This window comes from Larkinella sp. VNQ87, assembly GCF_049445795.1.
In the GTDB taxonomy this organism is placed as follows: Bacteria; Bacteroidota; Bacteroidia; order Cytophagales; family Spirosomataceae; genus Larkinella.
In genome coordinates this window covers 55,772-81,585 of record NZ_JBMSDT010000017.1, presented here as the reverse complement: position 1 = coordinate 81,585, position 25,814 = coordinate 55,772, and the positions used below count along the sequence as shown (strand labels likewise).

Genomic DNA, 25,814 nt, shown 5'->3' with positions numbered 1-25,814 from the left:
CCAGCATCCGGAAACCATCCAAACCATGACCATTCAACAACTGACTGCCTGGCTGGAAGCCTGGGCGCCATTGGCTTATCAGGAAAGCTACGACAATGCCGGTCTGCTGGTTGGCAATCCTTCGGCATCCGTGACGGGTGTGCTGGTGACGCTCGATATTACGGAAGCCGTGGTGGAGGAAGCCGTCCGGAAAAACTGCAATCTGATTGTCGCTCACCATCCCATAATATTTCGGGGTCTGAAAAAGCTGAACGGTCGGAATTATGTCGAGCGGGTGGTGATCAAGGCGATAAAAAACGATGTGGCGCTCTATGCCGCCCACACAAACCTCGATAATGTGGCCGGGGGCGTCAATTTTCAGATCGCCCAAAAACTCGGTTTGCAAAACGTACGGATTCTGGCACCCAAACCGGCTACCTTGATGAAACTGGTCACGTTTGTGCCGATGGCCGAAGAAGGGGCGGACTATGCCGATGCCACCCAGACGGTTTTAAACGCCCTATATGACGCCGGAGTAGGCCAAATCGGCAATTATAGCCGGTGTAGTTTCCGAACAGAAGGAACCGGGACTTTTCAGGGTAACGACGAATCAAACCCGGTTTTGGGCCAGGTGGGTGAAGAGAAAACCGCCCGCGAAAACCGCCTTGAAGTGATCTTTCCGGCTCATCAGCAGCACGCGGTGCTGAGGGCTTTGCGGACAGCGCACCCCTATGAAGAGGTAGCTTACTACCTGACCACTCTCGCGAACGACAACCAGGAAGTGGGCTCCGGAGTGGTGGGCGAGTTGCCCGAAGCGCTCGGTGAAGCGGATTTCCTGGCGTATCTGAAGCAGAAAATGAACCTGACGGTGATCCGGCACACCCCCCGGCGCAACAAACCCGTTCGTCGGGTGGCGCTCTGTGGTGGGGCCGGTGGTTTTCTGCTGAACGATGCCGTGCGGGCCGGGGCCGACGTGTTTATTACGGCCGATTACAAATACCACGAATTTTTCGATGCCGACGGACGGATTCTGATCGCGGATATCGGACATTATGAAAGCGAAGTATACACTAAAGACTTGATTCAACAGTATTTGTTGAAAAAAAATAATACCTTTGCGGTAATTTTGTCCGAAATAGATACCAACCCGGTGTCTTACTACTATTAGGCAGCAAAAACCGCACGAATGGAACTGACGATTGCGCAAAAACTAGAAGCACTTCTTAAACTTCAATCCATTGATTCCCAGCTCGATGAAATAAAAAAGATCCGTGGCGACCTGCCCGAAGAGGTACGCGATCTGGAAGATGATATTGCTGGTTTCGAAACCCGGATCGGTAAATTCAACACCGATATTCAAGCGCTGGAAGAGGAAATCGACCGGAACAAGGCGGTAAAGAAAGACGCTGAAAAGCTGATTTCCCGCTACAAGGATCAGCAAATGAACGTCCGGAATAACCGCGAGTTCGACGCTATCTCGAAAGAAGTGGAATTGCAAACGCTGGAGATTGAACTGGCTGACAAGAAAATTAATGAAGCCGCCTTCAAAATCCGGAACAAGCAGGAAGAGATCAAGGCGACGCAGGGCGCGCTCGATGAACGCAAGGAGGATCTGAAAGCCAAAATGCAGGAGCTGAACCAGATCACCTCGGAAAGCCAGGACGAAGAGAAAACCCTGCTGAAAGAGCGCGACGATCAGGCGACTCACATCGAGGAGCGACTGCTGAAATCGTACAACAAAATTCGGGAAAACGCGCTGAACGGGCTGGCGGTGGTTGTGGTCAAACGGGGTGCCTGCGGGGGATGCTTCAACGTGGTGCCGCCCCAACGGCAGGCCGATATCCGGGATAAGAAGAAGATTATCGTCTGCGAACATTGCGGTCGGATTTTTGCCGATGTCGAAGGGATGCCCGAACCCGTTTCGTCGCGTCGGTAGTTCATCTCATAAATTTTGTAAAAGGCTGCCCGTGGGTGGCCTTTTTTTATACCCGTTGGCAGACGGGACCATACGAACCGTATTTTGCACCATGCGAATGCTGCTGCTTTTCTGGTTAGGGCTTTGGGCGTCGATGGCGCTGCACGCGGCTGATTTTGAATTCACACCCACGCTTCAGCGCGCCTATGCCGATGTGCTGAAACTGAAGGTACAAGACGGTCGGCGGGCTATGGCCGGGGAAGTTGCCCGTGAAAACGGCGTAGCGCTGTATATTGATGATTTGGCCGATATGGTCACCCTGCTGGTGTCCGACGACCGCAAGCTGTTTGAGCAGTGGGAGGACCGGGAAGATCAGCGGTTGGATGCCTTACGGGATCTCGATGAAAAATCGCCCTGGCAGCGGTTTGCGCAGGCCGAAGTACGGTTGCACTGGGCGTTTGTCAAGCTGAAATTCGGGCAGGAAGTCGGCGCGAGCTGGGATGTGATTCGGGCCTATAAACTGCTGGAGGAAAACCGCAAGAAGTTTCCCGGCTTTCTGCCCACGTACAAATCGCTTGGGTTGCTGCACGTCATGATTGGGGCCGTTCCCGATAACTATACCTGGGTGACCCGAATTCTGGGGTTACAGGGCAACATCCGGCAGGGCTTACAGGAAATCCGGACGGTGGCGCAGAAGGATACGGTTTTTCAAACGGAAGCCCGGTTGATCGACCTGATGATTCGGGCGTATGTCCTGAAATTTACGACGGGTGATGTGGCTAATTTGAAAAAGCTGGTTCAGGAAAACCCGGATAACCTGCTGCTGCACTTCCTGGCCGTGTCGGTTTTGATGAAAGAGGCCCAAAGCGAAGAAGGTCTGGCGTTCCTGCATGAGCGGCCCACCGGACCGGCTTATCTGCCTTTTCCGATTCTGGAAAACCTGCGGGCTGATATTTTGTTGCAGAAAGCCGCTTATGATCAGGCCGCCAGTGCCTACCGTTCGTTTCTGAGTCAGTATAAAGGAGTGAATTTCCTGAAAGATGCGTATTACAAACAATTTCTCTGTTACTGGCTACGTGACGACAATGCCCGGGCCGTCCCGTTTCTGCAACAGGTTTTGAAGGTCGGCACAACCGTGGTGGAGTCCGACAAAGCGGCTCAGAAGTTTGCCGAGATGTATTTCAAAAAAGGCCTTTCGTCCCGCCAAAAAATCCTGATGAAGGCCCGGCTGGCAACGGACGGTGGGTATTACGACACGGCTTTACAAACGCTGCGGTCCTATACGGAAGCCTCCTTCCCGGTGGTAATTGAAAAGGCTGAATTCAATTACCGGAAGGGTCGGATGCTCCAGCGTCGGGGTGATGCCGATGAAGCGGTTCCGTTTTTTGAACGAGCCATTGTCCTGAGCGAAACCGATCAGCTTTCCTACGGAGCCACCTCGGCACTGCAACTGGGCTATATTTACCAGCAAAAACGCAACCCGGCCCAGGCCCGGCAGTATTTTCAGAAAGCGCTCAGTTACAAAAAACACGAGTACAAAAACAGCATCGACAACAAAGCCCGGGCAGCGCTAAATGAGTTAGGAGTTAAGAATTAAGACGGGGCCGCCCGGCGGTTGGCTGACGCATTCTATTCGATTGAGGCAGCGCAACTCATAACCGCACGGGCGGCCCCGTCTTAATTCTTAACTCATAATTCCTTACAGGCTCATGAGCTCCTTGAAGCGGATGGCCTGCCGGCGGCTGATTTCGATTTTGTCGCCCCCTTTGAGGGTAACGAGCAATCCTCCGCTGAACCAAGGCTCGATTTTGTCGATCCACGGCAGGTTGATGATGTGCTTGCGGTTGGCCCGGAAAAAGGTGTTGGGGTCGAGCCGGTCTTCGAGGCTGTTCAGGGATTTTAGCACCAGTGGTTTCTGGTCATCGAAATGCAGCCTGACGTAGTTGCCCATCGATTCGAACAGGCGTACTTTCCCGAGCTTGACAAACCAGCATTTCTCACCGTCTTTGACAAAAACCTGATCATTTTCGCCCAGCACTTTGTTGACATCCCGGCGCGGGGCTTCCACTTCAGGGTGGTGGTTGTTTTCCTCAATGCGGTTGATCGCTTCCGAAAGCCGGTTCAGTTCAATCGGTTTCAGGAGGTAATCCAGCGCGTTGTATTCAAATGCTTTGATGGCGTATTCGTCGTAAGCCGTCGTAAAGATAACTTCCGGGGCTTTACCGTCGATGTCCGATAACAACTCAAAACCGTTTTTACCTGGCATCTGGATATCCAGAAACAGCAGTTCGGGCTGGAGTTCATCAATCAATTTGAGGGCTTCATCGGCATTGGCCGCTTCGCCGATGACTTCAATTTTTGGGAAATTATCCAGCAACCGGCGGAGTTCGTTCCGGGCCAGCCGTTCGTCGTCAACGATCAGTGTCTTCATTTTATCGTTTAAGGTTTAAAGTTTAAGGTTTAACGTCTATAGTTTAGGGTCGACAGTTAAACGGAATGGCCACTCGTTAAACGTCAAACCTTAAACTTTAAACGATAAACACTAAACTCTCTTCAATTCTTCCGTTCGTTTAAACACCCCGGCGGATTGCATCGGGATGATAATATCGGCGCAGACCACGTCGGCCGATTCCTGGTGAATGGTAAAGCTGGCTTCGGGGCCGTAGAGCAATTCAAGCCGCTGGGAGGTGTTTTTCAGTCCAAAACCGCCGGAAGCTTCCGTATTGCCCAAGACGCCGGTATTCCGGATGCGAATAGACAACAGCCGGTCTTCCAGCCAGGTGGTCAGTTCGACAAAACCGCCGTTGATGGCTTTCTGAACGCCGTGTTTGATGGCATTTTCAACCAGCGTTTGCAGCATCATCGGTGGAACCTGCAAATACTGCGTTTTCGGGTCGACTTCCAAACGGCAGTTCAGCCGGTCTTCGTACCGCACCTTTTCGAGCGCCAGGTAATCTTCAACGGTTTTAATTTCCTCGCGGAGTTCGACGGTTTTGCGTCGGTCGGCCAGCAACGAGTTGCGGAGGATGTTGGAAAGCTGCGTAATGCTTTGCTGAGCTTTCGTGGGATTTTCGAGGACCAGCGCCCGGATGCTGTTAAGGGCATTGAACACAAAATGCGGATTAAGTTGGGAGCGCAGCACTTTGGCTTCAGACTCGCGGATCGAGGTTTTCAGCAGAATCTTCTCAATCTCGGCGTTGCGGGATCGTTCCACGTAGTGATAAGCCGTGTAGCTCAGAACCCAGGCCAGCATGCACTTGCCCCAGTTGAGGAGGTAGCCCAGCACAATCGAGGGTTCGTCGGCCAGGTATTGCGGCAGCACCTGTTTGTCGATGGGCAGGTTGATCACCGTCATGATGACGGCCAGCACAAAAACCGACAAGATAACCCGCGGAACCAGTTGAAAGAAAGGAAGCTGCACCCATCGCCATCGCTTGATCATCAGGCGGTAGAGGTGAGTCAGCAAAATGCACAGAATGATGGTGGCAATTGCTTCGTAAAAGAAATCCGCTTTGTATCCTTCCGCAAACGTAAAGATCGCGAACTCCGCCATAATGAGCATCGTCCACCCCACAATCTGGCAAAACCAATATATTCTATTTTTCGACATGCGTTCACTTCAGTAATCTACTCCAATGATACTGTATACATAGCGAATATAAGATTTTGTGGATGAAGTAGGGGTATTATTACAGGAGTGGTTATATAGAAGGGTCAGTTGTCGGATTTGGCGTATGTAAACCCGTTGGTCCAAAGTGAGCGTTGGCCTTTTTACGGATGCATCACCAGTGCCAGCAGGTGGGTACTGTCATTGGCCACGTCAATCCGAAAGACCCTGGTTTCGTAGTCGTAAGTCAGCTTGTAAAGGCAGAGATTACTGTGCTCGTAGCGATCCATCGTGGCCAGCGATTCGTTCATCAACCACGAGAGCAGGATGCGAATGGCCCGGCCGTGCATACAGATTAAAACCGGGTTTTCGTCGGGGCGCGACAAAATCAGGTCGATCACGGGCTTCTGACGGCGGGCTACTTCATTCGGGCTTTCTCCCTCTTCCGTAGGGTAGTCGGTATGGCCGGCGGCCCAGTTTTCGATCAGCGTCCGGTAGTATTCGTTGTCGAAGCTATTGGGCATTTTGCCTTCGCGGGCCCCCCAACTGATTTCATTGAGTCCGGCATAGCTTTCGTGCGGAATACCGGCTTCAATAAACTGCTGCACCGACTGCCGTGTCCGGCGAAGTTTGGACGTGTAAACTTTGGCGAAAGGAATGTGCTGATAGGCCTGGTAAAAAGCCTGTGCCTGCGCCTGACCCAGGGCATTCAGATCGGAATCAACCCCGCTGCCCTGCACAACTCCCTGGCGATTGTAGTCGGTTTCGCCGTGGCGGATAAGATAGATGGTTTTTTGTTTCAATCTCGCTTTTGTAATATTGAATCCCAGTTTATACAGAATGAATAGCGACTAATGGACGGCGAACCTTCAAATAGTTAAATTTTTACTATTCATTTTACCCTATCAGCCAACTTTTTCGTTTAAAAACGCCTGCAAAATTAGGAAAAAATCTTCACAGAATGAAGCCTGACTGGACATTAGAATCCCTGCAACAGTTTCACAAAAACTCCATTGTCGACCACCTGGGTATTGAGCTGACCGAGTTGGGAACTGATTTTTTGGTGGCCCGGATGCCGGTCGATCATCGTACCCAACAGCCGTTCGGAATTCTGCACGGCGGGGCCTCCGTAGTGCTGGCCGAAACACTGGGCAGTGTCGCATCCGTAATGCAACTGGCAGATCCTAACCGTCAGCGGGCTGTCGGTCTTGAGATCAATGCCAACCACATCCGGTCGGTGAAAGAAGGCTGGGTGTACGGACGGGCTACGCCGATTCATGTCGGACAATCCACCCATGTCTGGGACATCCGGATTACGGACGAAGCTGGAAAACTTGTTTGCGTATGCAGGCTTACGGTAGCGGTCATCAACGCCCGATAGGCCTTTTCGAGACAACTTCCGGGAGGGACACTTAGGCATTCACCATCGGGAAAGTATAGGTATGAAATTGAACGAAAACCGGAATTTTGTTCATGTTATTTACCGAAAACTAACTAAGTATTTGTTTTGTGCAAATTGGTTTTTAAATATGTTACCGAATCAGGTGGTAAGTATATATATTTAAGCTGATTTACGCACACGTTATGAACGGCTCAACATTCAATCAACTACCCGAAACTGTTACACGAAAACTTCCGGTCAACTTGAATCCAACAATTTATATCATTGAGGACAATGATGATAATTTATTTTTGTACGAATGGATTTTTGTCCGGCATTTACCTGATTATTCATTCCATCTTTTTTCCGATGGTTTGTCGGTCCAGCATCATGTCGGACGGGCTACGCAAAAACCAGATCTGATTCTGCTGGACTTGAAAATGCCGAACGTGAGTGGATTCGAGTTACTGACGCACTTTAAAACCGACCCTTCCTGGAAACACATTCCGGTGGTGATCTTTTCGCATTCTACCTCTCCGCGGGAAATCGAAGCCTGTTACCAGGCGGGTGCGAGCGGGTTTGTCCATAAAGAGATTTCGGTTCACGGCATCAAATCACAATTGCAGTCAATTTGCCATCAGTGGTTGCAACAAGGCCGGTTGTCGGTGTGATTCGGTTTTAACGCCCGTGGCTGAGTTTGCGAAGCTGGTAGAAGAGTTTTTCAATCAACCGGCTGTCTTCTGTCATGATTTCGGCCGATGCCGCCATGCCGGTCCGGTAAACGAGCGTTTGGCCGTAGGTGGTTTTCAGGCCCGACGGTAGCTGAACTCGGGCCAGAAATACACTGTCCTTGAGCGAAACGTCGGCAATGGTAGCGATCTGGCCTTTAACGGCCCCAAATTCTTGAAAAGGATACCCGGCAAACTTGACCAGCACTGCCTGGCCGGTTTTTACTTTGCCGAAATTTTGCTGCGGAATGCGCAGTTCGCCGTAATAGGTGATGGTATTCGGAGCAATAAACAGCAATTCCTGCCCGGTCGTGACGTGCTGGTTTTCCTGTAGGACGGACGGGAAATAGATCTGGCCTTCTACGGGGGCTACCACAACGTATTTGGCCTTCCAGGCTTCCACCGCACTTTGCAGGGTATTGAGGGCCTGCATGAAATTATCCCGTTGTTCGGTGACTAGTTTGTCCAGTTCCAGAATTTCCTTTTGTTTGCCCCGTTGAGCGCTTAGGTTGCTGATCAGGGCCGAAGCGGTTTGCTGGTAGGGCATCTTACGGGACAGGTTTTTGCTTTCTTCCCGCTTCAATTCAAGGGGCGCAATGGTTTTATCGGCGGCAAGTTTCTGCTGAATTTCGAAATCCTCCTGCGCCAGCTTCATGTCTTTTTCCTGGAGCCGATGCTGTTCGTTCAGGTTGTCGGCCATGGCCTTCAAATCGACCAGTTCCTGCTCCAGTATCCGGCGTTTACGACTATAAAAACCGTCATTCAGATAGGCCCGGAGTTGAATGTAGGTTTGTTCGAAGGTTTGAAAAGCGGTTTGTAATTCGCCCAGCCGATGGTAATTTTCCAAATCCAGTCGGTTCAGCGCTTCCAGGTTGCCCCGCCGGGCCATTTGCCAGGCCCGGCGGAGTTGGGCCGACAACCGGAGGACTTCCTCGTGTTGCGCCGTACTTTCCAGATAGGCCAAAATCGCTCCCGAGGAGACGGTTTTTCCTTCTTCGGCGAATAACCGGACCAGTTTGCCCTCTGAGCGGGTGACGACGGCTTTCGGGGCATTGACGGAAGTCAGCTTAAACGACGCCCGGACCAGATCGGGGTAATGAACCACCCACGAACCGGCGAGAAGCAAACCCAGAACGCCCAGGACGACGGTGATGCCCCAGCGCAGCAGCCAGCCCGGTGGGCGGGTGAGCAACTCCTGCACGTCTTCGGAGCGAAGTTCAATGAAGTCAGAACCGGGATTCATAGGATGGATGGGATTGACAGGAGGATACTGGATGGAGTGGATTTCGTTGAATTTATAGAGAATAGGGATGGATTCAGGCTCCTAATTCCAGTTGGTTTTTGACAAGTTGCCAATAGTCCCCCCGTTGGGCGATGAGTTGGGCGTGGGTGCCGGTTTCGGTAATCCGGCCTTTATCCAGGACCACAATCTGATCAGCGTGACAAACGGTGCTGAGCCGGTGGGCCACCACAACCACCGTCCGGTTTCGGAAAAAATCGGTCAGATGATGCATAATCACGGCTTCGTTGTTGGCGTCGAGGGCGTTGGTCGCTTCGTCGAAAAAGATGTACTGCGGGTCTTTGTAAACCGCCCGCGCAATCAGAATCCGCTGGCGCTGGCCCTGGCTGATGCCGTTTCCTTCGGCCCCGATTTTGGTGTGGTACCCCAGCGGCAGCGATTCGACAAACGCCTGGAGATTGGCTACCCGCACGGCATGGTCCAGTTTCAGCGCGTCGATTCGGTCGACGCCCACGGCGATGTTGCGGGCAATCGTATCGGAGAAAATAAAACCGTCCTGCATCACCACGCCACACTGCGTGCGCCAGAGCGCGTGGCCGACATTGCGCAGGGCCGCTTCGCCCAGGCGGATTTCGCCTTTGGTGGGGTCGTAAAATTTCATGAGCAGTTTGAGCAAAGTGGTTTTGCCACTGCCGCTCATGCCGACGATGGCCGTCGTTCGGCCTTGCGGAATGAGCAGGTCGAGGTCGCGCAGAACCGGCTCGTTCCCGGCACCGGGGTATTGAAAGGCCACGGTTTTTAGCTGCAGGCTTCCGGCCTCGGGCAGTTTGTCGAGCCGGGGCCGGTCAAGGGGTTCTTCGTCAGCCAGCGTGTGGATTTCGTTGAGCCGCTCCAGGCTGATTTTGGCATCCTGAAAACTCTGCACAAAACCGATCAGGCCTTCGATGGGGCTGTTCAACTGGCCGATAATCTGCTGCATGGCCAACATGGCTCCGAGCGTCAACTGGCCGTTGATGACGGCCTGGGCGGCCAGGAAGGTGATGAGAATGTTTTTGCCTTCGTTGATCGTGAAGGCTCCAGCCTGCTGGTACTGGCTCAGGGCTAGCCCGCGCATTTGCAGCCGGAACAGGCGCGCCTGGAGCCGCTCCCAGGCCCAGCGCATGGGCCGCTCGGCTCCGGCCAGTTTAATTTCCTGCATGCCCTGGATGAGTTGCACCAGCGAACTCTGGTTTTTGGCCCCGGCATCGAACCGCTTGAAATCCAGTTTCCGGCGTTGGCGCAGGAACAGCAGCACCCAGCCGATGTATAAGGCACTGGCCGCCATGAAAATGCCGAAGATAGACAGGTTGAACATCGCCAGCACGACACCGAAAATGAGCAGATTGATGAGCGAAAAGAGCACGGACAGCGTTTGTCCGGTTAGGAACGACTCGATGCGGTGGTGATCGCCGATGCGCTGCATGAGGTCGCCGAACTGCTTGGTATCGAAAAACGGAACCGGCAACCGCATCAGTTTAATCAGAAAATCCGACAGAATGTTGAGGTTGATGCGGGTGCTGATGTGCAGCAGAATCCAGCTTCGGATAAACTCGACCGACAGGCGACCGGCCATCAGGGCCAGTTGCGCCCCCAGTACCAGGTAGACAAACGGGATGTTCTGCGTGTTGATGCCGATATCGACCACCGATTGGGTCAGAAACGGAAACAGCAACTGCAACCCGCTGCCGACGGCCAGGCCCAGGATCAGTTGCACCAGCAGGTGTTTGTACTGCCAGAGGTAAGCCGCGACCCGCTCAAAACCGTAAGAAGCGGCTTTTTCGTCTTCGTGCTCGTAAAAAGCGGGAGTCGGTTCGAGCAGCAGCACGACGCCCTCACTTTGCCCGCCGGATTGCGTTGCCAACCAACCCTGACAGAATTCGTCGGCCGTGTAGGTGATCAGTCCCCGCGCCGGATCGGCCACCGCTACACTGCCCTGGCGGACCTCCGGTTTCGCTGGCTCAGGCGGAGGGACGGGCATGAAACCGGGTGGAATCACGATCTGATCATCGGATAAATCCGCAAACGGCTGGAGCGGGCGGTGCAATTCCTCCCGATCAACCAAAACGGGCGCTTTGCGGCCACCCCGGATTTTTGCCATCCAGTTGCCGGAACTTTTGATGGCATGAATGACGACAAAGTGGTTTTGCCGCCAGTGGACGATGCAGGGCAGCGGAGCTTCTTCGGCCAATTTTTCGAAGGGAATCTTGACGCCCATCGTCCGAAAACCGATGGCTTCGGCGGCTTCCGATATTCCGAGCATCGACACCCCATCTTTCCCAATCCCGGATTTATCCCGCAGCGACTGCGCCGTGTACGACCGGCCGTAATGCTTCGCCACCATTCGTAGGCAGGTTGGCCCGCAATCCATTTGATCAAGTTGGCGGTAGTGGGGAAAAGAAGCCATTGGTAGAGTGGTTAAAATAGCGAAACTTTGTCACCATCCGCAGGCAGGTCGGACCGCACGGGCTGGCGTTCCAGTCCATTGGGTCGAGTTGGCGGTAGTGGGGGAATTTCATAGGACGTCTAAGGAATGTATCCGTTTCTTCTCGCGAGCGAATTTCTCAAACTGCGGATTTGTCTTCATTAGCCCTAATTCAACCAATTGAGCCGAATCCTGAAACCGGACGGAGTCCTGATTGGCCAGACACAAGTCCGGAGTTTGAGTGAGTTTACGGTTGAAGTCTTTGTAGTAAGAAGCTTTGTTAAAATGCTGCTCCCGAATCGATTCTTCTTCGGCTTCCTGAATGAAATCCTGCAAAAACTTGGTGTGAAACACGACTCCCTGTAGATCACTAACCCATGCGCCATTAATGGCGTGCATGCCCTGGCCTAAATAGGTGCCGGAGCTATTTTGGAAGAGCGGAAATTTGTTCAGGGAAGTAATCGGGGTGCTTTTGCCGAAAATCCGCTCTCGCATGCCGCCTGTGTAGTGAGTTGAGTCGAAAGTTTTCCAATTCTTTCGGTCAAAATACGGGAAGGTTACCTCATAATGGGATGTATCGAAATAGGGCACTACCTCCAAGGGATTCTGCCCGGGCTGGTAGGAAATATCCCGAATGGCCTGGTCCGAATACAGGTCTAAAAGCAGAGCACGCAGAGCGGTAGATTCGGTTTGCTCCAGGAATTGACACATATCCCGGATTGACAAGTTTTCGGCATTTGGAAAGGAAAGTAACTCATCGATATCGACCACGACACACCAGTGGTTTTTGCCATAGGTTTCCAACAAATGTTCCATCCAATACCAATGGTTCCGGTAGGCATCGCCGGTCGAAAAAACATGGACATTTTTTTCGGCTAATGCCAGCTCCACAGACTGATCGGTCGAGGCATTATCCAACAGAAAGAAACGATCAACCTGTAAATTCTTATAATAGTTGATAAAATAGGGTAAGCGTAGTGACTCATTTCGCATAATGGCGAAAAGCCGTATCTCATTTTTTTTGTTTGGAATGGTACTTTGATCGAGTCTACATATGGTTGAGTTGCTTCTATTTTTTAACGACTGATATTGAGAGTTAATTCTGTGTCGTTTCCAATTCAACAAAGCCCAGTTACGCAAGGTTATTAGATTGTATTTTAGTTCAGTAAACATAAGTTAGTTCTTTAGCAGTTTACTAAACACTTCTCTAATTTTTGGATCACTAGGTCGGGGTGCATCATAATTTAAAACTTTGCCCGTTTTATCCATTATAATGTAACGTGGTATAGATTTTATATGTAACTGTTTAACTATGTTTGACAGCCCGGCTTCAGGAAGCCAATAACTTTCAGTTTTTGAAATATCAACTTGTTTCATAGATCGTTCCCAAGCAGTTCGATACTTATCTATTGATATATATATAAATTTTATTCCTTTTTTATTGTATTCTTCTTTTAAAGATTTAGAATGTGGTAACTCACTAAGGCATGGCCTACACCAACTAGCCCAAAAGTCTACATATATTGCTTTATCAGGACTTTCATTGATTAACTCTTGTAGATTTTTATAACTCTTTCCTGAGTATTTAATTAACTCATTGCTATTTGATTTATTATAGTTGGTAGATAAGTAATTATTTTTAACTATTCTTACGAGAGACGTATCTTTACAAGTTTTGATAAATCTTTTAGCGAAGCTATTTACAGTAGCGCTTGAACTTATGGATAAGGAGGCAAGAGAATAAAATAAAACAGCGTCTCTTGAAGATCCTTTGTACATTTTTTCACACTGTAAATAATACTTTTCGTGATTTTTTTTTGTAAATTCATCTTCGACAAAATAGATTGCATAATTATATAGGAAATCAATATAATATTCGTGCTTTGTTAAAGTGTCATTTATGTATGATTGATTTATGTACTTTTTTATCAAATTTTTATTTTTTGATTGTAAGATTCCTCCTAAAAAGGAATAGTATTGACCCTGTATAGTCTGTTTATAAAAGTTGTAGCTTACTGCTTTATTATTATATAAGCTGTCTAAAAATTTGTTGCTATTTAGGAAACTATATAAAGGATTTAAAATTTCGCCATTTCTTACTTTTTCTTTTTGTCCATTGTTGCATAAAATATAATTCAAAATTTTGTTACCAAAGTTGTCAATTCCGTTAAAATTATCATTCAATAATGAGTAATAATTAATTTCTATATGATGATAATCTTTATTCAGTTTCTTCAAAACAGGGTATTCTTTTGAATTTATGGATATGATAATGTGGTCTTTAGGGAAAAGATTGTACTTTATATTAAATGAGTTTTCGCATTTAAAAGAAGTAATAACTGCAAGGATTTTTTCGTTTGTCAACAAAGAATCCTTGGGATTTTTTGCGTTCAATATAATTAAATGGCTTCCATTTGAATCAATACAATTAATCCAAATTTCTTTATTTTTATCTTTGTAATTTAGCTCTAAGACAATATAAGATTCTTTATTATTTGATTTAATGCTCGCTATGGAACAGTTAATTGAAAAGAAAAAAAAATATAGCCAACCGATGTGTAAAGATCTTATAATTAATCTGTTAATGCGGTAGTAGCATTTTGCTTTCATAATATTAAAATGATAGATTTTGGTGCGGAATTGTGTTGAAGTTTTCGATATAAGACTATATCGAAAACTTCAAAATAGCTAAGCCATTTGGTTCCAAGAACAGGATTTGCAACACCAATGTGTCCCATTTGTTAGTGCTCCCGATTGTGCATTATTTTTCGACACACCATTGTTGTCATAAGATGCCTTTACCCATACTTTACTAGTGACAGTAGAGTATCCACCATTAGCATTTGGCATAGAGGAATAAACGATTTGTTGGTATCCACATTGATACCCCCCTGTTACTTTTTTCATTTCTGTCCTTGTCAATGCAAAATTGCCGAAGTTTGATAATTTGTTCATCTTGGTTTGAAAATTTAAGTTTTTAAATGGATGTATGTGAATTGGCCAATTCCTAAGCGAAGGATGTTTCCATCAGTGATAAATTTCTGGACACCTGGGTTACATCGGGAATCCGGTACAAAGAAGGCAAGGCAATACCGTTGAGATAAAGACTGGGCGTGCCAGTAATGCTGGCACGCGCACACCACCGGCGATGCAGGCCGAGTTGCTAACGGGCGGCTTCGGGTTGAGTAGCGATTTGTAATTTTCATATCTGTTATGATACTTATAGAATCATAGTTAAGGTTAAATTTGACATAAATAATGTAAAGAAATTTGAAGTAATTTAGATTTAGTTGGTGCAATTCGAATCCAGTTTTAATTTATTTATTTTCTCAAAATAAAGTTTATCTCTGTTTCTTACATAGTCCATCAAAAAATCAATGTCTTTACTTGTCTCGTTCGTGTGTACTGTTACTTGCTCTGAAGTGTTTTTAAAGTCAGATTCCTGTTCTTTAATTAAATCACTACAATATGAAATGTTTTTATTTAAATATTCACACAGGTCTATAGAATGAGCGAAATTCTTAATCTTTAAAAGAGCAATGTATATTAAGCCAATATTTATGCCTCCTGTTTCTGTGAATTCATTCAAATAATATTCTATTTTTTCTGCATTAGTTGATTTGTTTTCACAATAATATTTAACTAATACTTGAGAGCAGACTTGTCTATATAGATTTTTATATTTGTGATTTTTAAGCTTTTCTACTGTCTGAATATAGTTTATGTCTAAATCTTGCTCGAAGCGCTTATTGGAATATAAAGACGAGATTCCTGAGTGGGGTAGCCCCATTTTTTTTAAAAATAACTCTTGCTCTTTTAATAAAATAGCTGACTTAGCTGAGTCACCTTTAATATAGTCAAATCTATATTGTAATGTGATTATTTCTGTAATTGTATCACATGTCGCTGTGCTAATTAATGAATAATTGTATAAACTTAAATAATCATTCCTTTGGTTAAAAAGAACCAGGAGATAAGTAAATAAAAGATAGTATAAGATAGTTTTCATGATAAACTGTGTATTTATACAGTAGTAGGCTTAAAGTCTACTACTGTATGTGTTAATTAATCATCAGGCCATGTATTTTCCTTGAGGCCATTTGCCGCAAGCTTTAGCTGCCACATCGCTTGAAACATATCCACTGTACTTCTTTCCATTTTTAGAATATTCAAAATAGGCAGCGCCTGTGCTTGGAGCAGCACATGAACTTGTGGAAGTAGCATATGTAAATGTGCCACCCTTTTTGTTGCAAGTGCATATTGTACTCCCCCCTGTTACTTTTTTCATTTCTGTCCGTGTTAATGCAAAATTGCCGAAGTTTGATAATTTGTTCATCTTGGTTTGAAAATTTAAGTTTTTAAATGGATGTATGTGAATTGGCCAATTCCTAAGCGAAGGATGTTTCCATGAGTGATAAACTTCTACACACCTGGGTTACATCGGGAATGTGATACAAAGAAGGCAAGGCAGTACCGTTGAGATAAAGAGTAGGCGTACCGGTAATGCTGGCAAGTTCACACCACCGTCGGTGTAGGTCGAGTTGCTGACGGGCGGCTTCGGATTGAGTGGTTACTTGTAGGCTTGCTTTCCACTTTTCAACGTTGCGGTCTTCGCGTTTAAACCAGCTATGCAATGCTCTCCCAGCCTGTTCGGAAGCCAAATTAATGACTTGTTCGGCTACCTGATAGGCGGCTGAGTTAGAAATAGAGAAGACAATTTCGCATTTGACATCCGATGTATTTTCCAGCAGGTTTTCAATTTCCTGGTGCATCTTGGCGCAAGGGCCACACATCGGATTGGTTACCATCGTCAGGGTATTAGGAGCTTCCGGATTACCTACGATGACCACGTTCATGCCTTCAAAAATGGGCGGCATCGTGCGCTGCTTACTGAACAGACTTTCCAGATACTCCGGATTGAATTTTAATTTCAGTAATTCGCGCCGGAGCGGTGCGGTTTGTCGGGCCTGGGTGAGCGGTTCTTTAATAAATGCCCACAGCACCGCTACCAGCGTGAAAGAAAAGAGCAGTACGCCGAGTCCTTCCGAAGATAGTTCGCCCCAAAGCGTTTGGCCCGCTAACGCTTCCAGCCACAGTGTGAGTTGAACAGCCGTACACAGGATGCAAAATTCTTTGGCTACAAACGCCTGATAATAGAGCGAGTACACGGTATACGGTAAGGCCAGCACATTGAGCCAGAGCAGATACTGGACAACCGAGGCAGCAGGAAGGAGCAACACCAGCAAACTGGCTATCAGGCCACCCCCAAAGTAAATGAAACCGATTTCCGACCAGCTTAACCAGCTAAAGAGTTTAGCTGCTTTTGAGTTTAAAATACTGTGGCAATCCGTGCGATTACCCAAGTGGCAGATGCTTCGTAGGAGTGAATTGTTCGAATCGACACCATAAGCCAAGAGAAAACCGCTTAGAATAGTCCCAACTACTTTCAGGCACGTCAACCAAAACAACGACTGATCCAAGCCGGAGTGCATCTGCTGGTAACCATACCGCAGCACAAAGCCCAAACAAACCAGCAGACCAAGGACGATGAAGGGATACCGGCTGTTGGCAATCTGTTCCCGTCGGCGGTTTTCAGTGTATCGGCTCTCGCCCGATTCGGGGCTGGGTTCAATCAGCAGCGCCACCCCGTCCCAGATCCGGCTGAAATCGATGCGATTTTGCTTTTGCCAGCCCCGTTTGGTATGGAGCCATTCAATGGTATCATCGGTAACCTGCCGGATGGGAGCAAAGAAACCGCCCTCGATGGTTAAGTGCGCTAAGGCGGGGAGCGGAATGTCGGGAAGGCGGTCGGCGGTGATCCGGGTTGCCAGATTGGGCACATTGACTTCGTTCAGCACATCGCTCAACGCGACCAGGCTCGGAAAATCCGGGTGCTGGCTCAAGGCGGTCCTGAGCGTTGTCGAGGTCACCCGGACCTTGCCCATCCGCAGCAGTTGCTCCAGGGCGTCGAAAGCGTTCTTTTCAGCAGGATTGAAGTTCATGGATTTGCGCAGAAACTAATTCGTTCATTACTGTTTTTAAAGCTTCCGGCTGATACGTTTCCGCCATGCTATCCCGAAATTGCCGGAGGGTGCCCCGAAAAGTAGGTTCTTCCAGCAAGCGGGTGATTTTAACCTGCATCGCTTCAACCCGTTCCTGGCTAAAAATACCCCGAAGGCCCAGTCCGTGGTACTCCACTTTAAAACCGTTGCCGTTCTGGTCATAATGAAGGTCAAGCGGATAGACCAGCATGGGCACATTGAAAAGAATACTTTCCTTGACGGAGCTTAACCCGCCGTGCGTCACATACACATCAGTGTGTTTCAAAACCGTTAACTGAGGCACCCGCGTAAACAAATGCACATTCGGCGGCAGGCTTCGTTGGTAACGCAAAGTTTCAATCACCAGCCGGTTGACCGAGAAAACCGCCTGAACGAACGGGATGGCCTGCAAGGCATCCAACAACGTGTTCAGGAACATGAGCAACACTTTGTCCGAGCCTTCGTAGTATGTGCCAAAGGTGCAGTAAATCAGACGGTCACCGGCTTGTTTCCGGTTCAGAATCGCTCCGAAACGGCTTTCAAACGAGGGGTCCAATTCGGTGTCTTTCCGGTTTTGCCGCGTACAAAGTCCCAGATAGTATTGGTTCGGCTTTCGTACCTGGGGCGAAAACTCCAGTTCGAGCGGAGCCAGCACCAGTTCCGGAATGTTCTCGAACAAGAGGGCGTTCGTACGGTCGTTAGCAATCGGATGCTTGTCCAGAAACTGGTCAATGCTTCCCAGTTGTTTGAACTGGCGATCCAGCAACCACCCCATGAGTGTCTGGTACGGATACCGAAGTTTGATCCGCCACGGAGTACGTTGGTTTCTGACAGGCATCGTTTCTTCCCGCTGTTCCGGCCAGACGCCTTCGGATACGGTCGGAAAACCGGGTATCCGGTAGGTCGACAGCATGGGATTCACAAAAAGCAACTTCCGGTTTTTGGCCTTCGGATAAACCGCCAGCAAATCCGTGCTGTTAAAAATGTCGATCAGGATGGCGGCCGGGTTGATGCGGTCGATGATTTGCTCCAGTTCATTCCGACGGTGCCAGTAAACCTCGTTTTTTACAATGGCTTTCAGCACCTGCCAGCGGCTCCGGCTTTTTTTCGTGTCGGCCACAAACCCGCTTTCCATTCCCAAACCGATTCGGTACGAACTGGTGCGAATGGCCTGAAATCCCTGCTTGGTGACGATCTCGGCTAACACGTCATTGGTGACGGCTACATAAACGGTATATTCGTCGGCCAGTAAGTCGGCCACATAGAGGGCCGGAATCACATGGCTGCGAATCGAAGCAGGCAGAAACAGAATGCTTTTTTTCATCAGACGAGCAGGGGAAACGAAAGCCGTAAGTGTCTGACAAAAATCGACGCTAGTATTGAAGCGTCCAATCGGGATCCTGCTAATTTATACCGGAATAATCTTAAAGTTTACCCGCTTTCCGATGGGATGTATCAGGCTAACCAGTATGATTATGTTCAGGTTGCTTTACGCGACCGAACGGTTGCTTCCGGGGTAGGTCCGACGTAACCGTTCGTTTTCTGCCTTCAACTGTTCGACCTGTTGACTCAGGAAGACAATCATTTGTTTTTGTATGATCACCAGTTCCTCCTGCGTGCTGTGCTGTTGAATGGGAACCTTTTTAACCCACTCACTCAACGCCTGCGGAACCAGGGCGGTCAACTCAACCTCAAAAACATACGCCAGTTTGATGAAATACTCGGCGGGTAGGGCAGCTTTGTCGCTTTCCCAGGCGCTGTAGGTACTTTGGCAGGTGCCAATTTGCTCGGCGATTTCGGTCTGAGACAGTTTCCGGCTTTTCCGGTGTTGGCAGAGGCTGGTTCCGAAGTTCATAAAGCGAAGAGATTGGTAAGCGGGATAGGATTGGTTAGCCAACAATACAAATTTCTCCGGGAAAATCCATATGAAAATGTTATCTTTTATTATGTGGCAGAAAATAGACCCGATACCGATAATTTATCGCCAAAGTAGTTACAAAAAAGAGCGTTTATTGTCTGGTAATGAGCAGACTGGTGGGTAGAGGTTGTGGACAATTATTCTGGTAATCCAATCACTTCCGTCCTTCCACATACAGCGACGGTTCCAGGGGATAATCGCCGTAAGCCGATTGGTCGAAGTTGTACCGCTCCCAGTGCTCGATGCCGGAAGTTTTGTAATCCTGTACCACCACGTCCCGAAAACCGGCCTGCTCGAAAAGCCGCGTCAGCAGCACGGCGTCGTAAATCCACCGGTTTTTTTCGCGGCTCAGGTGCAGGTGCCAGGGACGCCGGAACTTGGCGATGGCCTTTTGCAAGCCAATCTGAAAAAAAGCGTTCAGCCGAAAACCGGGGCTGGTCGGGCTGCCGTCGATGTACCGGATTTCGTTTTTCAGGATCTGCTTGAGCGACGGGTTGGGCAAATCCTGCAACGCCCGCAGCAAATCACCGTTGAGGTACATCAGGTGTTCTTCCACAAAATCCTTCGTCAGAATGGCATCCAGCATCGCCCCGCCCGACTGCTGCCGAACCGACTGGTCGATGACGTTGAACAAGGCCCACTGGTATTGCTGAAACTGCGTTTTGGTCGGCTGCTGCCGGTACTCTTGCAGTTGGTTGAGGTAATCGGCCGCAAAAAACTCCAGGTCGGGCGTCGACACCCGGCAGACGGCCCCCGGTTTGAGTAGCCGGTAGGCTTCCTTCAGAAACTGCGCCCCGGCCGCCAGCGACAGGTGCTCGTGGACGTGAAAACTATACAGCGCATCGAACGACTGGTCGGGAAACGGCAGCGGTTTTTTCAGACTGGAATTGATGAGTTTAGGCTCGTTGGGCTGGGGCAGGGCCGTAAACCGGACATGGCTCCATTCACCGGCTAATTGGCGTTTTTGGGGGGTGTAGAAGATAAATTCCGTGCGCCAAACCAGTAAATAGTGTTTGTTGAAGGGGTTCTTGACCAGATTCATGCGTGTTGGGAGGATAGGGTAGAATGACAAATTTGATTAAATCGCCGGGCAAATTCCTGAATACGGGTGTGATAGCCAGCGGCACCGGCGGATTCAGCGACGAGGTGCGGGCCGGGCCGAAGCCGGGGCCAGTGTTCGAGCAGACAATCGGCGATGGCCCGGACCGAATACGGATCGAACAGGAACGTTTGTTCGGTTTGCTGCTCGCAGTGCATCGGAATGTCGGACGCCAGCACGGTTTTTCCCAGCGAGCGGCAGTCTTCCAGCAGGGCGCTCCAGCCTTCAAACAACGAGGGCTGCACGATGGCGGCTGCGCCCCGCATCAACTGTACCTGATCGGTCCGGGGCAGCAGGCCGAGCAACCGTACCGCCGGGCGGAGCTGATAGCGGTCGAGAAAAGCCTGCACCTCGGCAGTATAAGCTGGATGACGCGGGTCGTGGGGGTGGCCGGTGCAAACCAGTACAAGATCCGTCAGCCCGGCCTGCCGGACCCGGTGCAGTGCTTCCAAAAGCCGCAGATGGTTTTTATGCTTCCAAAACTGGCTCGGAAATAGCAGGTACTTGTCTGGTAATTCGTATTTCTCCGTAAAAGCCGTCACCTCGGGCCGTTGCCAGTTTTCGCCCAGATACATCGTAAAATTCAGGATGACAAACTTATCGGCCACCATAGGATACAACCGAACCGCATCGTCATAACTCGACTGATTGCTCACAATGACCCGATCCGACCGCTGCATAATTCGCCCGAAGTCCTGCCGACGTTTGGACAACTGGTAGGCTGTGAAGTATTGGGGCAAATGCAGATGCTGAAAATCCGGAATCCAGCTAATCTGCCGGAACGGGACCGAGCGTTGCACTACCTCGTTGGCCGGAAACACCAGGTCGACCCGGTTTTGCAGCGCGAGTTGCGTGAGGCTTTTCGTCGGGTACCGGGGCCACTGCCCTTGCCGGATTTGTTGAACCATCTGGTAGCTTTTCCGAACCCACGGAAACGACCGGCCGGGAAAATAGTCGAAAAAATGCACCCCGTCCAGGTAGGGTTGCACGGCCTGAAAATCCTGCGGGCGGTGAATATCCTGGTGCAAAAAAAGTTGAAACGAAGATCGTTCACCGTTGGGTAACAGCGAATTACCGTACAGCAGGCTTTGCAAATACTGAACGCCCGCAATCCAGCCCGCATTACCGTTCCCGATCAGTCCGATGTTTCTCATGAAAAGGAGTGAATGGGTGAAGCATGGAGGGCGTTTGCCGCCATTTTTGCAGCCGGAATTTCAGGTTTCCCAGGCCCAGTTTCCGTCGCCAGAACCAGCTCTGCTGCTGGAGCCAGCAGAGCAACTGAACCCACCAGCGAATCGGCGGACGGAACAACCGGGCGTGAATGTGCCGGATTTCGGCAAAACCGGTCCGGGGATCGCGGCTGCTGATGCCCGATTCGCCGTAGATTGCCACGACTTCATCCAGCCGTTGGTAAGGAATCTGTTCCAGCGCCAGCCGCAGATTCAGCTCGTAATCCGACGAGATTTTCAGTCGCTCGTCATACCGGAACGAATGGAACAGCGAGCGGTGGTAAAACGTCCCCTGGTGGTGAATAGCCCAGTTCAGAAAGTATACCGAACCGCAGTAGGCGGGCACCACAAAATCGTTGCGGGGATAGAGCACACTGGCCGTCACGAAGCGGGTCCGGGTCTCGTCAAAATACCGGGCGATGGAGCCAAGGGTTTGAGGGGCATAAAGTTCGTCGTCGCAACCCATAAAGTAGAGCCACCGGCCCCGCGCCTGATCGATGCCACAATTCATCCCGGCGTAAAGCCCGACCTGCGGAATGACCTGCCAAACCAGCGGTAAAACCGGCTCAAATTCCTGAAGAATAGCGATGGTCCCATCGGTGCTGCCACCGTCGATGACGACAACCTCGTACGAAGCAAACGTCTGTTTCGCCAGGCTTTGCAAACAGCGGCCCAGCGTTGCTTCCCCATTCAAGACCGTAATGATGATGGATAGGATCGGTTGGGTCATAGGCCACACATCGGTCCTGCAAAATAAAAAGATACCGCGAAAATGAAGGATGGAAGATGTGAAAATAAGGCTGGAATTTTGTGAACGGTTGGGGAAGAGAAGGCTAACCAGATCGGCCGAACAAAAGGCTCCGTTCGGATGCTGACAGAAAAATGTAGCGCCGAATACTCAATAGGGGTTGTGAAATGTATTGGTAATCAGTAGGTTTATGGGTGTGTCTCACTGTCGTACCATCTTACTATGAAAAACCGCTACTCGTATCTCAACTACCTGTTCATTGTTTGGAACTTCGCGTTGGTAACCCCATCGTCGGGGCAATATATGCCTGCGCCGACTCCATCTTACTACGTCACCCGGATCAAAGAAATTAACCCAACCGGAAATGGACTGGGAGCCTACTCATTCATTGAATTTCAGAATAAGGTTTACTTCACAGGCAACGACGGCGTGAATGGCTATGAACTCTGGGCTACCGATGGAACGGCCGCAGGGACGGTTTTGGTCAAAAATATCAATCTGAACGGTTCGTCGGCACCCCATAGTTTCGTTGTCATGAATGGCGTGCTCTATTTTTCGGCTGACAATGGGGTACACGGACGGGAACTCTGGAAAACCGACGGAACCGCCAGTGGTACCCAGCTTGTCCGGGATATTAACCCATCGGGTGATTCATTTCCAGGTTCTTTCGCCGTTAGTGGTACTACGCTTTTCTTTGTTGCCGATAACGGCAGCGCCGGTTGGGAACTCTGGAAAACCGATGGGACTACTGACGGCACGCGCCTGGTGAAAGACATCAATCCGTCGGGCAACGGCCTGGCCAATCTGGCCGAACTGGAAATGTTCGATGGTAAAGTTTATTTTGGCGGCAACACCTCCGCCAGCGGAACCGAACTCTGGGTTTCGGATGGCACCAGCGCCGGAACCGTTCAGGTCAAAAACATCAATCCCAACGGCAGCAGCTCACCAAGCTGGCTGAGGGTTTGCAACGGACAGCTTTTCTTTCGCGCTCAGGGAAACACCGGGGAATGGGAGCTTTGGAAAACGAACGGCACCAGCGCCGGAACCCAATTGGTAAAAGCAATACCGGCTACCTACCTGACGGTGGTGGGTACCACGCTCTTTTTTGTGGGAGAGAATGCCACCTACGGAACCGAACTTTGGAAGTCGGACGGCACCAGCGCGGGTACGGTGTTGGTGCGGAACATCAATCCGGCCGGAGGTTCGCATCCTTATGGCCTGCGTGCCTTTCAGAACCAGGTGTATTTCGGTGCTAACGACGGAACCGGCATTGCCTTCTGGAAGTCCAACGGAACCGCTTTCGGCACGCAGCGGGTAATCTCGGTCGAGCCGGAACGAATAACCGTCATTGGAAATTACCTTTATTTTGCGGCTGGCCGACTCTGGCGGTCAGATGGCACCAGCGCCGGAACAAAAGAGATGGGCGTTGGCTACGATTATACCAATCCTCACTTTATGATGGGCTATGGAAATCTCGTTTTGTTTGCCGCCAATGACCAGCAGGGTGTCTCCGGAACAGATAATTACGAATTACACAAGCTGGCGCCGTGCTATGCCTGCCCCGTAGGCCAGGTCCGGCAGGGTACGGAGCCGGAGTTGGCAGCGGAAATGGCTCTGACCGTATTAAAAAATCCGACGCCCGATGAGATAACCGTCGAAGTTCGAGGTGCTGGCGGGAAACCGCTTTCCCTTCAGTTAACCAATCTGCAGGGTCAGTTGATCGAGTCAAGAACAATTCCGGAGCCTCTGACCACCGAACGCCAGCGGTTTGATGTCCGGCAATTGCCACCCGGTTTGCTGTTGCTTCGGGCGATTAGTGCCGATCAGACACAAACCGTCCGCATTGGTAAATCGGAGTGAAATCGTCTATGCATCGGGTAGAAAGCATCTTCGTGATCCTGTTCCGACGCTTATGCCGAACAGCCATTCAGGTTACCACGGCTTTTTATCATTGAATTTTAACCCAGATTAATAAAAACCGCTTCGGATGCGGGTTGCCTTAATGTCGTCTTAATCGGGTTTTAACCGGGTTCAGACAGCTTTGTGCATCCTTCCCAGCATTCCGAATGAAGCTCAAATTTACCCTCCTGCTACCTTCCGGCGATCTCGCCAGCTATGACCCCTTCGTAAAAGAATTGGGCATTGCCTTTGACCTGGTTGCTATGCTGCTGCGTTCGGGTGCCGAACTGCTGATCATTTATCTGGAGGAAGAAGATGGGCAAAAAACATACCTGCCCCCGAACGCCTTCGATGAAGAACCGATGCACGAAAGGCTGGCTGCGCTGGAAGATCAGTATCGCGCCATTCTGCTGCCAGCGTCTTCCGGGGGGCGTTAGGGAAGACCATCGCTTAACAAACACTGGTGTTCAGAAAATAGACTCGCTACCCTCCCGAATCGGAAGAATTTACTCGGCATTAATCCGGAAAACCGGGGTTTCGCCGGAGCGCGAAGCCACAATCAGTTCGGTGCTGTTCAAATGCGGCAGGAATAAATCCCGGACCAGAAACGGATTGTTGTTGTCTTTCGACAAATGCGACAACAGCAGATGACTCATGAAAGCCGGTTTATGCGTCCGGAACAGGGCGAGGGCCTGCTGGTTGGATAAATGCCCTTTGCCACCCCGGATGCGCTGCTTTAGAAAATACGGATACCGGCCGTGTTCCAGCAGATCTTCATCGTAGTTGGTTTCCAGAAAAGCCGCATGGCACTGACTGAAGTGATGAACCACGTCCGGACAGGCCGTTCCGATGTCGGTAAAGACGCCCACTTTCGTGTCCTGATGGGCAATCAGAAAGCTGTGCGGATCGGCGGCATCGTGGTGTTTCGGGAAGGCCGTGATGCGCAGGTTGCCAACGTCGATCGACTCGTTGCTGCCAAAGGCCTGAATCGGGAACGTATGCAGGGGGAGCCGTGAATTCTTCAACGTTTGGGCTGTAATAAAAACCGGAATCTGGTACTTCCCGGCCAGTTGCGACAAACCGCTGATGTGGTCAGTATGTTCGTGGGAAATAAAAATGGCCTTGACCGTCCGGATCGAAAGCCCCAGGCGCTGGAGCCGCGTCTCGGCCTGGCGGCAGGAAATGCCGACATCGACCAGAATCGCTTCCTGTTCATTGCCGACGTAATAACAGTTTCCGTTACTGCCCGAATTGAGGGAAGAGATAAACAGGGACATAGGCTGGTAAAGGTACAAAATTAATCCCGCACGGAAAGGGAACGCGGGAAAGAATGCTCCGTAAAAAGCCCGGAAAAACAAGTCCCGGCCAAGCTGGCCGGGATGTTCCACTTACCAATCTCTATTAAATGAAAGAAGACACGGGCGCGCCTTCTCTCTGTTTAAGATGGAAAGATAGCACATTTATCACCTTTATTTTCAAAATAATTTTTTGGATGAAAGTTAACTTGTTGATTTTTAGTGCTTAAGAATATGTAAAAAAGACATATTAGGTAGCCGATAATCGAATTAA

23 protein-coding genes are annotated in these 25,814 nt (G+C 49.7%); 7 read left to right on the top strand and 16 right to left on the bottom strand.

Annotation, left to right across the window (positions count from 1 at the left end):
* Positions 1-25: 25 nt before the first annotated feature.
* The 3 genes from ACO2Q8_RS25500 (at position 26) to ACO2Q8_RS25490 (ending at position 3,491) form a co-directional block, all read left to right on the top strand.
* Positions 26-1,147 carry a Nif3-like dinuclear metal center hexameric protein gene (locus tag ACO2Q8_RS25500; RefSeq protein ID WP_423347713.1) on the top strand — a complete coding sequence of 374 codons (1,122 nt, stop codon included), beginning with the start codon at positions 26-28 and terminating at the stop codon, positions 1,145-1,147.
* A gap of 18 nt (positions 1,148-1,165) precedes the next feature.
* Positions 1,166-1,915, top strand: coding sequence for a zinc ribbon domain-containing protein (locus ACO2Q8_RS25495; RefSeq protein ID WP_423347712.1), 750 nt, complete (start codon positions 1,166-1,168; stop codon positions 1,913-1,915).
* A 91-nt stretch (positions 1,916-2,006) separates the two neighbouring features.
* Entirely contained in the window at positions 2,007-3,491 is a 1,485-nt protein-coding gene (locus tag ACO2Q8_RS25490) for a tetratricopeptide repeat protein (RefSeq protein ID WP_423347711.1), read from the top strand.
* 102 nt (positions 3,492-3,593) lie between these two features.
* Here ACO2Q8_RS25490 and ACO2Q8_RS25485 read toward each other — a convergent pair whose 3' ends face one another.
* The 3 genes from ACO2Q8_RS25485 to ACO2Q8_RS25475 all read right to left on the bottom strand — a co-directional run bounded on the left by ACO2Q8_RS25485 (position 3,594) and on the right by ACO2Q8_RS25475 (position 6,304).
* Entirely contained in the window at positions 3,594-4,325 is a 732-nt protein-coding gene (locus ACO2Q8_RS25485) for a LytR/AlgR family response regulator transcription factor (RefSeq protein WP_423347710.1), read from the bottom strand.
* 111 nt (positions 4,326-4,436) lie between these two features.
* A complete protein-coding gene (locus tag ACO2Q8_RS25480) occupies positions 4,437-5,504 on the bottom strand; it encodes a sensor histidine kinase (protein ID WP_423347709.1) in 1,068 nt (355 codons plus the stop codon).
* Between the two features lie 161 nt (positions 5,505-5,665).
* Positions 5,666-6,304, bottom strand: coding sequence for a histidine phosphatase family protein (locus tag ACO2Q8_RS25475; RefSeq protein ID WP_423347708.1), 639 nt, complete (start codon positions 6,302-6,304; stop codon positions 5,666-5,668).
* 158 nt (positions 6,305-6,462) lie between these two features.
* Between ACO2Q8_RS25475 and ACO2Q8_RS25470 the strand changes: the two genes are divergently transcribed.
* Positions 6,463-6,882: a hotdog fold thioesterase gene (locus ACO2Q8_RS25470; protein ID WP_423347707.1), complete on the top strand. Its 420-nt coding sequence runs from the start codon at positions 6,463-6,465 to the stop codon at positions 6,880-6,882.
* Positions 6,883-7,145: 263 nt separating this feature from the next.
* Positions 7,146-7,553 (top strand): response regulator, encoded by a 408-nt coding sequence (locus ACO2Q8_RS25465; protein WP_423347706.1) that lies wholly within the window; start codon positions 7,146-7,148, stop codon positions 7,551-7,553.
* A 7-nt stretch (positions 7,554-7,560) separates the two neighbouring features.
* Here ACO2Q8_RS25465 and ACO2Q8_RS25460 read toward each other — a convergent pair whose 3' ends face one another.
* From ACO2Q8_RS25460 to ACO2Q8_RS25405, 12 genes are all read right to left on the bottom strand, one after another.
* Complete coding sequence (locus ACO2Q8_RS25460) at positions 7,561-8,853, bottom strand: HlyD family efflux transporter periplasmic adaptor subunit (protein WP_423347705.1); 1,293 nt, start codon at positions 8,851-8,853, stop codon at positions 7,561-7,563.
* Positions 8,854-8,926: 73 nt separating this feature from the next.
* Positions 8,927-11,293 (bottom strand): peptidase domain-containing ABC transporter, encoded by a 2,367-nt coding sequence (locus ACO2Q8_RS25455; protein WP_423347704.1) that lies wholly within the window; start codon positions 11,291-11,293, stop codon positions 8,927-8,929.
* Between the two features lie 108 nt (positions 11,294-11,401).
* On the bottom strand, positions 11,402-12,484 hold the full coding sequence (locus tag ACO2Q8_RS25450; RefSeq protein ID WP_423347703.1) for a glycosyltransferase family 2 protein: 1,083 nt from the start codon (positions 12,482-12,484) through the stop codon (positions 11,402-11,404).
* A 3-nt stretch (positions 12,485-12,487) separates the two neighbouring features.
* A complete protein-coding gene (locus ACO2Q8_RS25445) occupies positions 12,488-13,921 on the bottom strand; it encodes a TlpA family protein disulfide reductase (RefSeq protein WP_423347702.1) in 1,434 nt (477 codons plus the stop codon).
* A gap of 676 nt (positions 13,922-14,597) precedes the next feature.
* Complete coding sequence (locus tag ACO2Q8_RS25440) at positions 14,598-15,320, bottom strand: hypothetical protein (RefSeq protein ID WP_423347701.1); 723 nt, start codon at positions 15,318-15,320, stop codon at positions 14,598-14,600.
* A 63-nt stretch (positions 15,321-15,383) separates the two neighbouring features.
* Complete coding sequence (locus ACO2Q8_RS25435) at positions 15,384-15,647, bottom strand: hypothetical protein (protein ID WP_423347700.1); 264 nt, start codon at positions 15,645-15,647, stop codon at positions 15,384-15,386.
* Between the two features lie 52 nt (positions 15,648-15,699).
* The gene (locus ACO2Q8_RS25430; protein WP_423347699.1) at positions 15,700-17,313 is read right to left on the bottom strand and encodes a vitamin K epoxide reductase family protein; all 1,614 of its coding nucleotides are present in this window, start codon (positions 17,311-17,313) and stop codon (positions 15,700-15,702) included.
* Positions 17,294-18,676: a nucleotide disphospho-sugar-binding domain-containing protein gene (locus tag ACO2Q8_RS25425; protein ID WP_423347698.1), complete on the bottom strand. Its 1,383-nt coding sequence runs from the start codon at positions 18,674-18,676 to the stop codon at positions 17,294-17,296. The genes ACO2Q8_RS25430 and ACO2Q8_RS25425 overlap by 20 nt, the downstream gene beginning before the upstream one ends.
* 165 nt (positions 18,677-18,841) lie before the next feature.
* Positions 18,842-19,207 (bottom strand): helix-turn-helix domain-containing protein, encoded by a 366-nt coding sequence (locus ACO2Q8_RS25420; protein ID WP_423347697.1) that lies wholly within the window; start codon positions 19,205-19,207, stop codon positions 18,842-18,844.
* 217 nt (positions 19,208-19,424) lie between these two features.
* A complete protein-coding gene (locus tag ACO2Q8_RS25415) occupies positions 19,425-20,312 on the bottom strand; it encodes a class I SAM-dependent methyltransferase (protein ID WP_423347696.1) in 888 nt (295 codons plus the stop codon).
* Positions 20,309-21,523 (bottom strand): glycosyltransferase family 4 protein, encoded by a 1,215-nt coding sequence (locus ACO2Q8_RS25410; RefSeq protein WP_423347695.1) that lies wholly within the window; start codon positions 21,521-21,523, stop codon positions 20,309-20,311. Before ACO2Q8_RS25410 ends, ACO2Q8_RS25415 begins: the two co-directional genes overlap by 4 nt.
* Positions 21,492-22,328 (bottom strand): glycosyltransferase, encoded by an 837-nt coding sequence (locus ACO2Q8_RS25405; protein ID WP_423347694.1) that lies wholly within the window; start codon positions 22,326-22,328, stop codon positions 21,492-21,494. The genes ACO2Q8_RS25410 and ACO2Q8_RS25405 overlap by 32 nt, the downstream gene beginning before the upstream one ends.
* 240 nt (positions 22,329-22,568) lie before the next feature.
* Between ACO2Q8_RS25405 and ACO2Q8_RS25400 the strand changes: the two genes are divergently transcribed.
* Both ACO2Q8_RS25400 and ACO2Q8_RS25395 read left to right on the top strand, forming a co-directional pair.
* Positions 22,569-24,206: an ELWxxDGT repeat protein gene (locus ACO2Q8_RS25400; RefSeq protein WP_423347693.1), complete on the top strand. Its 1,638-nt coding sequence runs from the start codon at positions 22,569-22,571 to the stop codon at positions 24,204-24,206.
* Between the two features lie 206 nt (positions 24,207-24,412).
* Positions 24,413-24,682 (top strand): hypothetical protein, encoded by a 270-nt coding sequence (locus ACO2Q8_RS25395; protein ID WP_423347692.1) that lies wholly within the window; start codon positions 24,413-24,415, stop codon positions 24,680-24,682.
* A 69-nt stretch (positions 24,683-24,751) separates the two neighbouring features.
* Here the strand turns inward: ACO2Q8_RS25395 and ACO2Q8_RS25390 are convergent, their stop codons facing one another.
* On the bottom strand, positions 24,752-25,522 hold the full coding sequence (locus ACO2Q8_RS25390) for an MBL fold metallo-hydrolase (protein WP_423347691.1): 771 nt from the start codon (positions 25,520-25,522) through the stop codon (positions 24,752-24,754).
* Positions 25,523-25,814: the final 292 nt, after the last annotated feature.

Bases quoted from the DNA above. Each gene is read 5' to 3' on its own strand.
- ACO2Q8_RS25500 (WP_423347713.1), top strand. From the start codon at position 26: ATGACCATTCAACAACTGACTGCCTGGCTGGAAGCCTGGGCGCCATTG.
- ACO2Q8_RS25495 (WP_423347712.1), top strand. From the start codon at position 1,166: ATGGAACTGACGATTGCGCAAAAACTAGAAGCACTTCTTAAACTTCAA.
- ACO2Q8_RS25490 (WP_423347711.1), top strand. From the start codon at position 2,007: ATGCGAATGCTGCTGCTTTTCTGGTTAGGGCTTTGGGCGTCGATGGCG.
- ACO2Q8_RS25485 (WP_423347710.1), bottom strand. From the start codon at position 4,325: ATGAAGACACTGATCGTTGACGACGAACGGCTGGCCCGGAACGAACTC.
- ACO2Q8_RS25480 (WP_423347709.1), bottom strand. From the start codon at position 5,504: ATGTCGAAAAATAGAATATATTGGTTTTGCCAGATTGTGGGGTGGACG.
- ACO2Q8_RS25470 (WP_423347707.1), top strand. From the start codon at position 6,463: ATGAAGCCTGACTGGACATTAGAATCCCTGCAACAGTTTCACAAAAAC.
- ACO2Q8_RS25460 (WP_423347705.1), bottom strand. From the start codon at position 8,853: ATGAATCCCGGTTCTGACTTCATTGAACTTCGCTCCGAAGACGTGCAG.
- ACO2Q8_RS25455 (WP_423347704.1), bottom strand. From the start codon at position 11,293: ATGGCTTCTTTTCCCCACTACCGCCAACTTGATCAAATGGATTGCGGG.
- ACO2Q8_RS25450 (WP_423347703.1), bottom strand. From the start codon at position 12,484: ATGTTTACTGAACTAAAATACAATCTAATAACCTTGCGTAACTGGGCT.
- ACO2Q8_RS25445 (WP_423347702.1), bottom strand. From the start codon at position 13,921: ATGAAAGCAAAATGCTACTACCGCATTAACAGATTAATTATAAGATCT.
- ACO2Q8_RS25440 (WP_423347701.1), bottom strand. From the start codon at position 15,320: ATGAAAACTATCTTATACTATCTTTTATTTACTTATCTCCTGGTTCTT.
- ACO2Q8_RS25435 (WP_423347700.1), bottom strand. From the start codon at position 15,647: ATGAACAAATTATCAAACTTCGGCAATTTTGCATTAACACGGACAGAA.
- ACO2Q8_RS25430 (WP_423347699.1), bottom strand. From the start codon at position 17,313: ATGAACTTCAATCCTGCTGAAAAGAACGCTTTCGACGCCCTGGAGCAA.
- ACO2Q8_RS25425 (WP_423347698.1), bottom strand. From the start codon at position 18,676: ATGAAAAAAAGCATTCTGTTTCTGCCTGCTTCGATTCGCAGCCATGTG.
- ACO2Q8_RS25420 (WP_423347697.1), bottom strand. From the start codon at position 19,207: ATGAACTTCGGAACCAGCCTCTGCCAACACCGGAAAAGCCGGAAACTG.
- ACO2Q8_RS25415 (WP_423347696.1), bottom strand. From the start codon at position 20,312: ATGAATCTGGTCAAGAACCCCTTCAACAAACACTATTTACTGGTTTGG.
- ACO2Q8_RS25410 (WP_423347695.1), bottom strand. From the start codon at position 21,523: ATGAGAAACATCGGACTGATCGGGAACGGTAATGCGGGCTGGATTGCG.
- ACO2Q8_RS25405 (WP_423347694.1), bottom strand. From the start codon at position 22,328: ATGACCCAACCGATCCTATCCATCATCATTACGGTCTTGAATGGGGAA.
- ACO2Q8_RS25400 (WP_423347693.1), top strand. From the start codon at position 22,569: ATGAAAAACCGCTACTCGTATCTCAACTACCTGTTCATTGTTTGGAAC.
- ACO2Q8_RS25395 (WP_423347692.1), top strand. From the start codon at position 24,413: ATGAAGCTCAAATTTACCCTCCTGCTACCTTCCGGCGATCTCGCCAGC.
- ACO2Q8_RS25390 (WP_423347691.1), bottom strand. From the start codon at position 25,522: ATGTCCCTGTTTATCTCTTCCCTCAATTCGGGCAGTAACGGAAACTGT.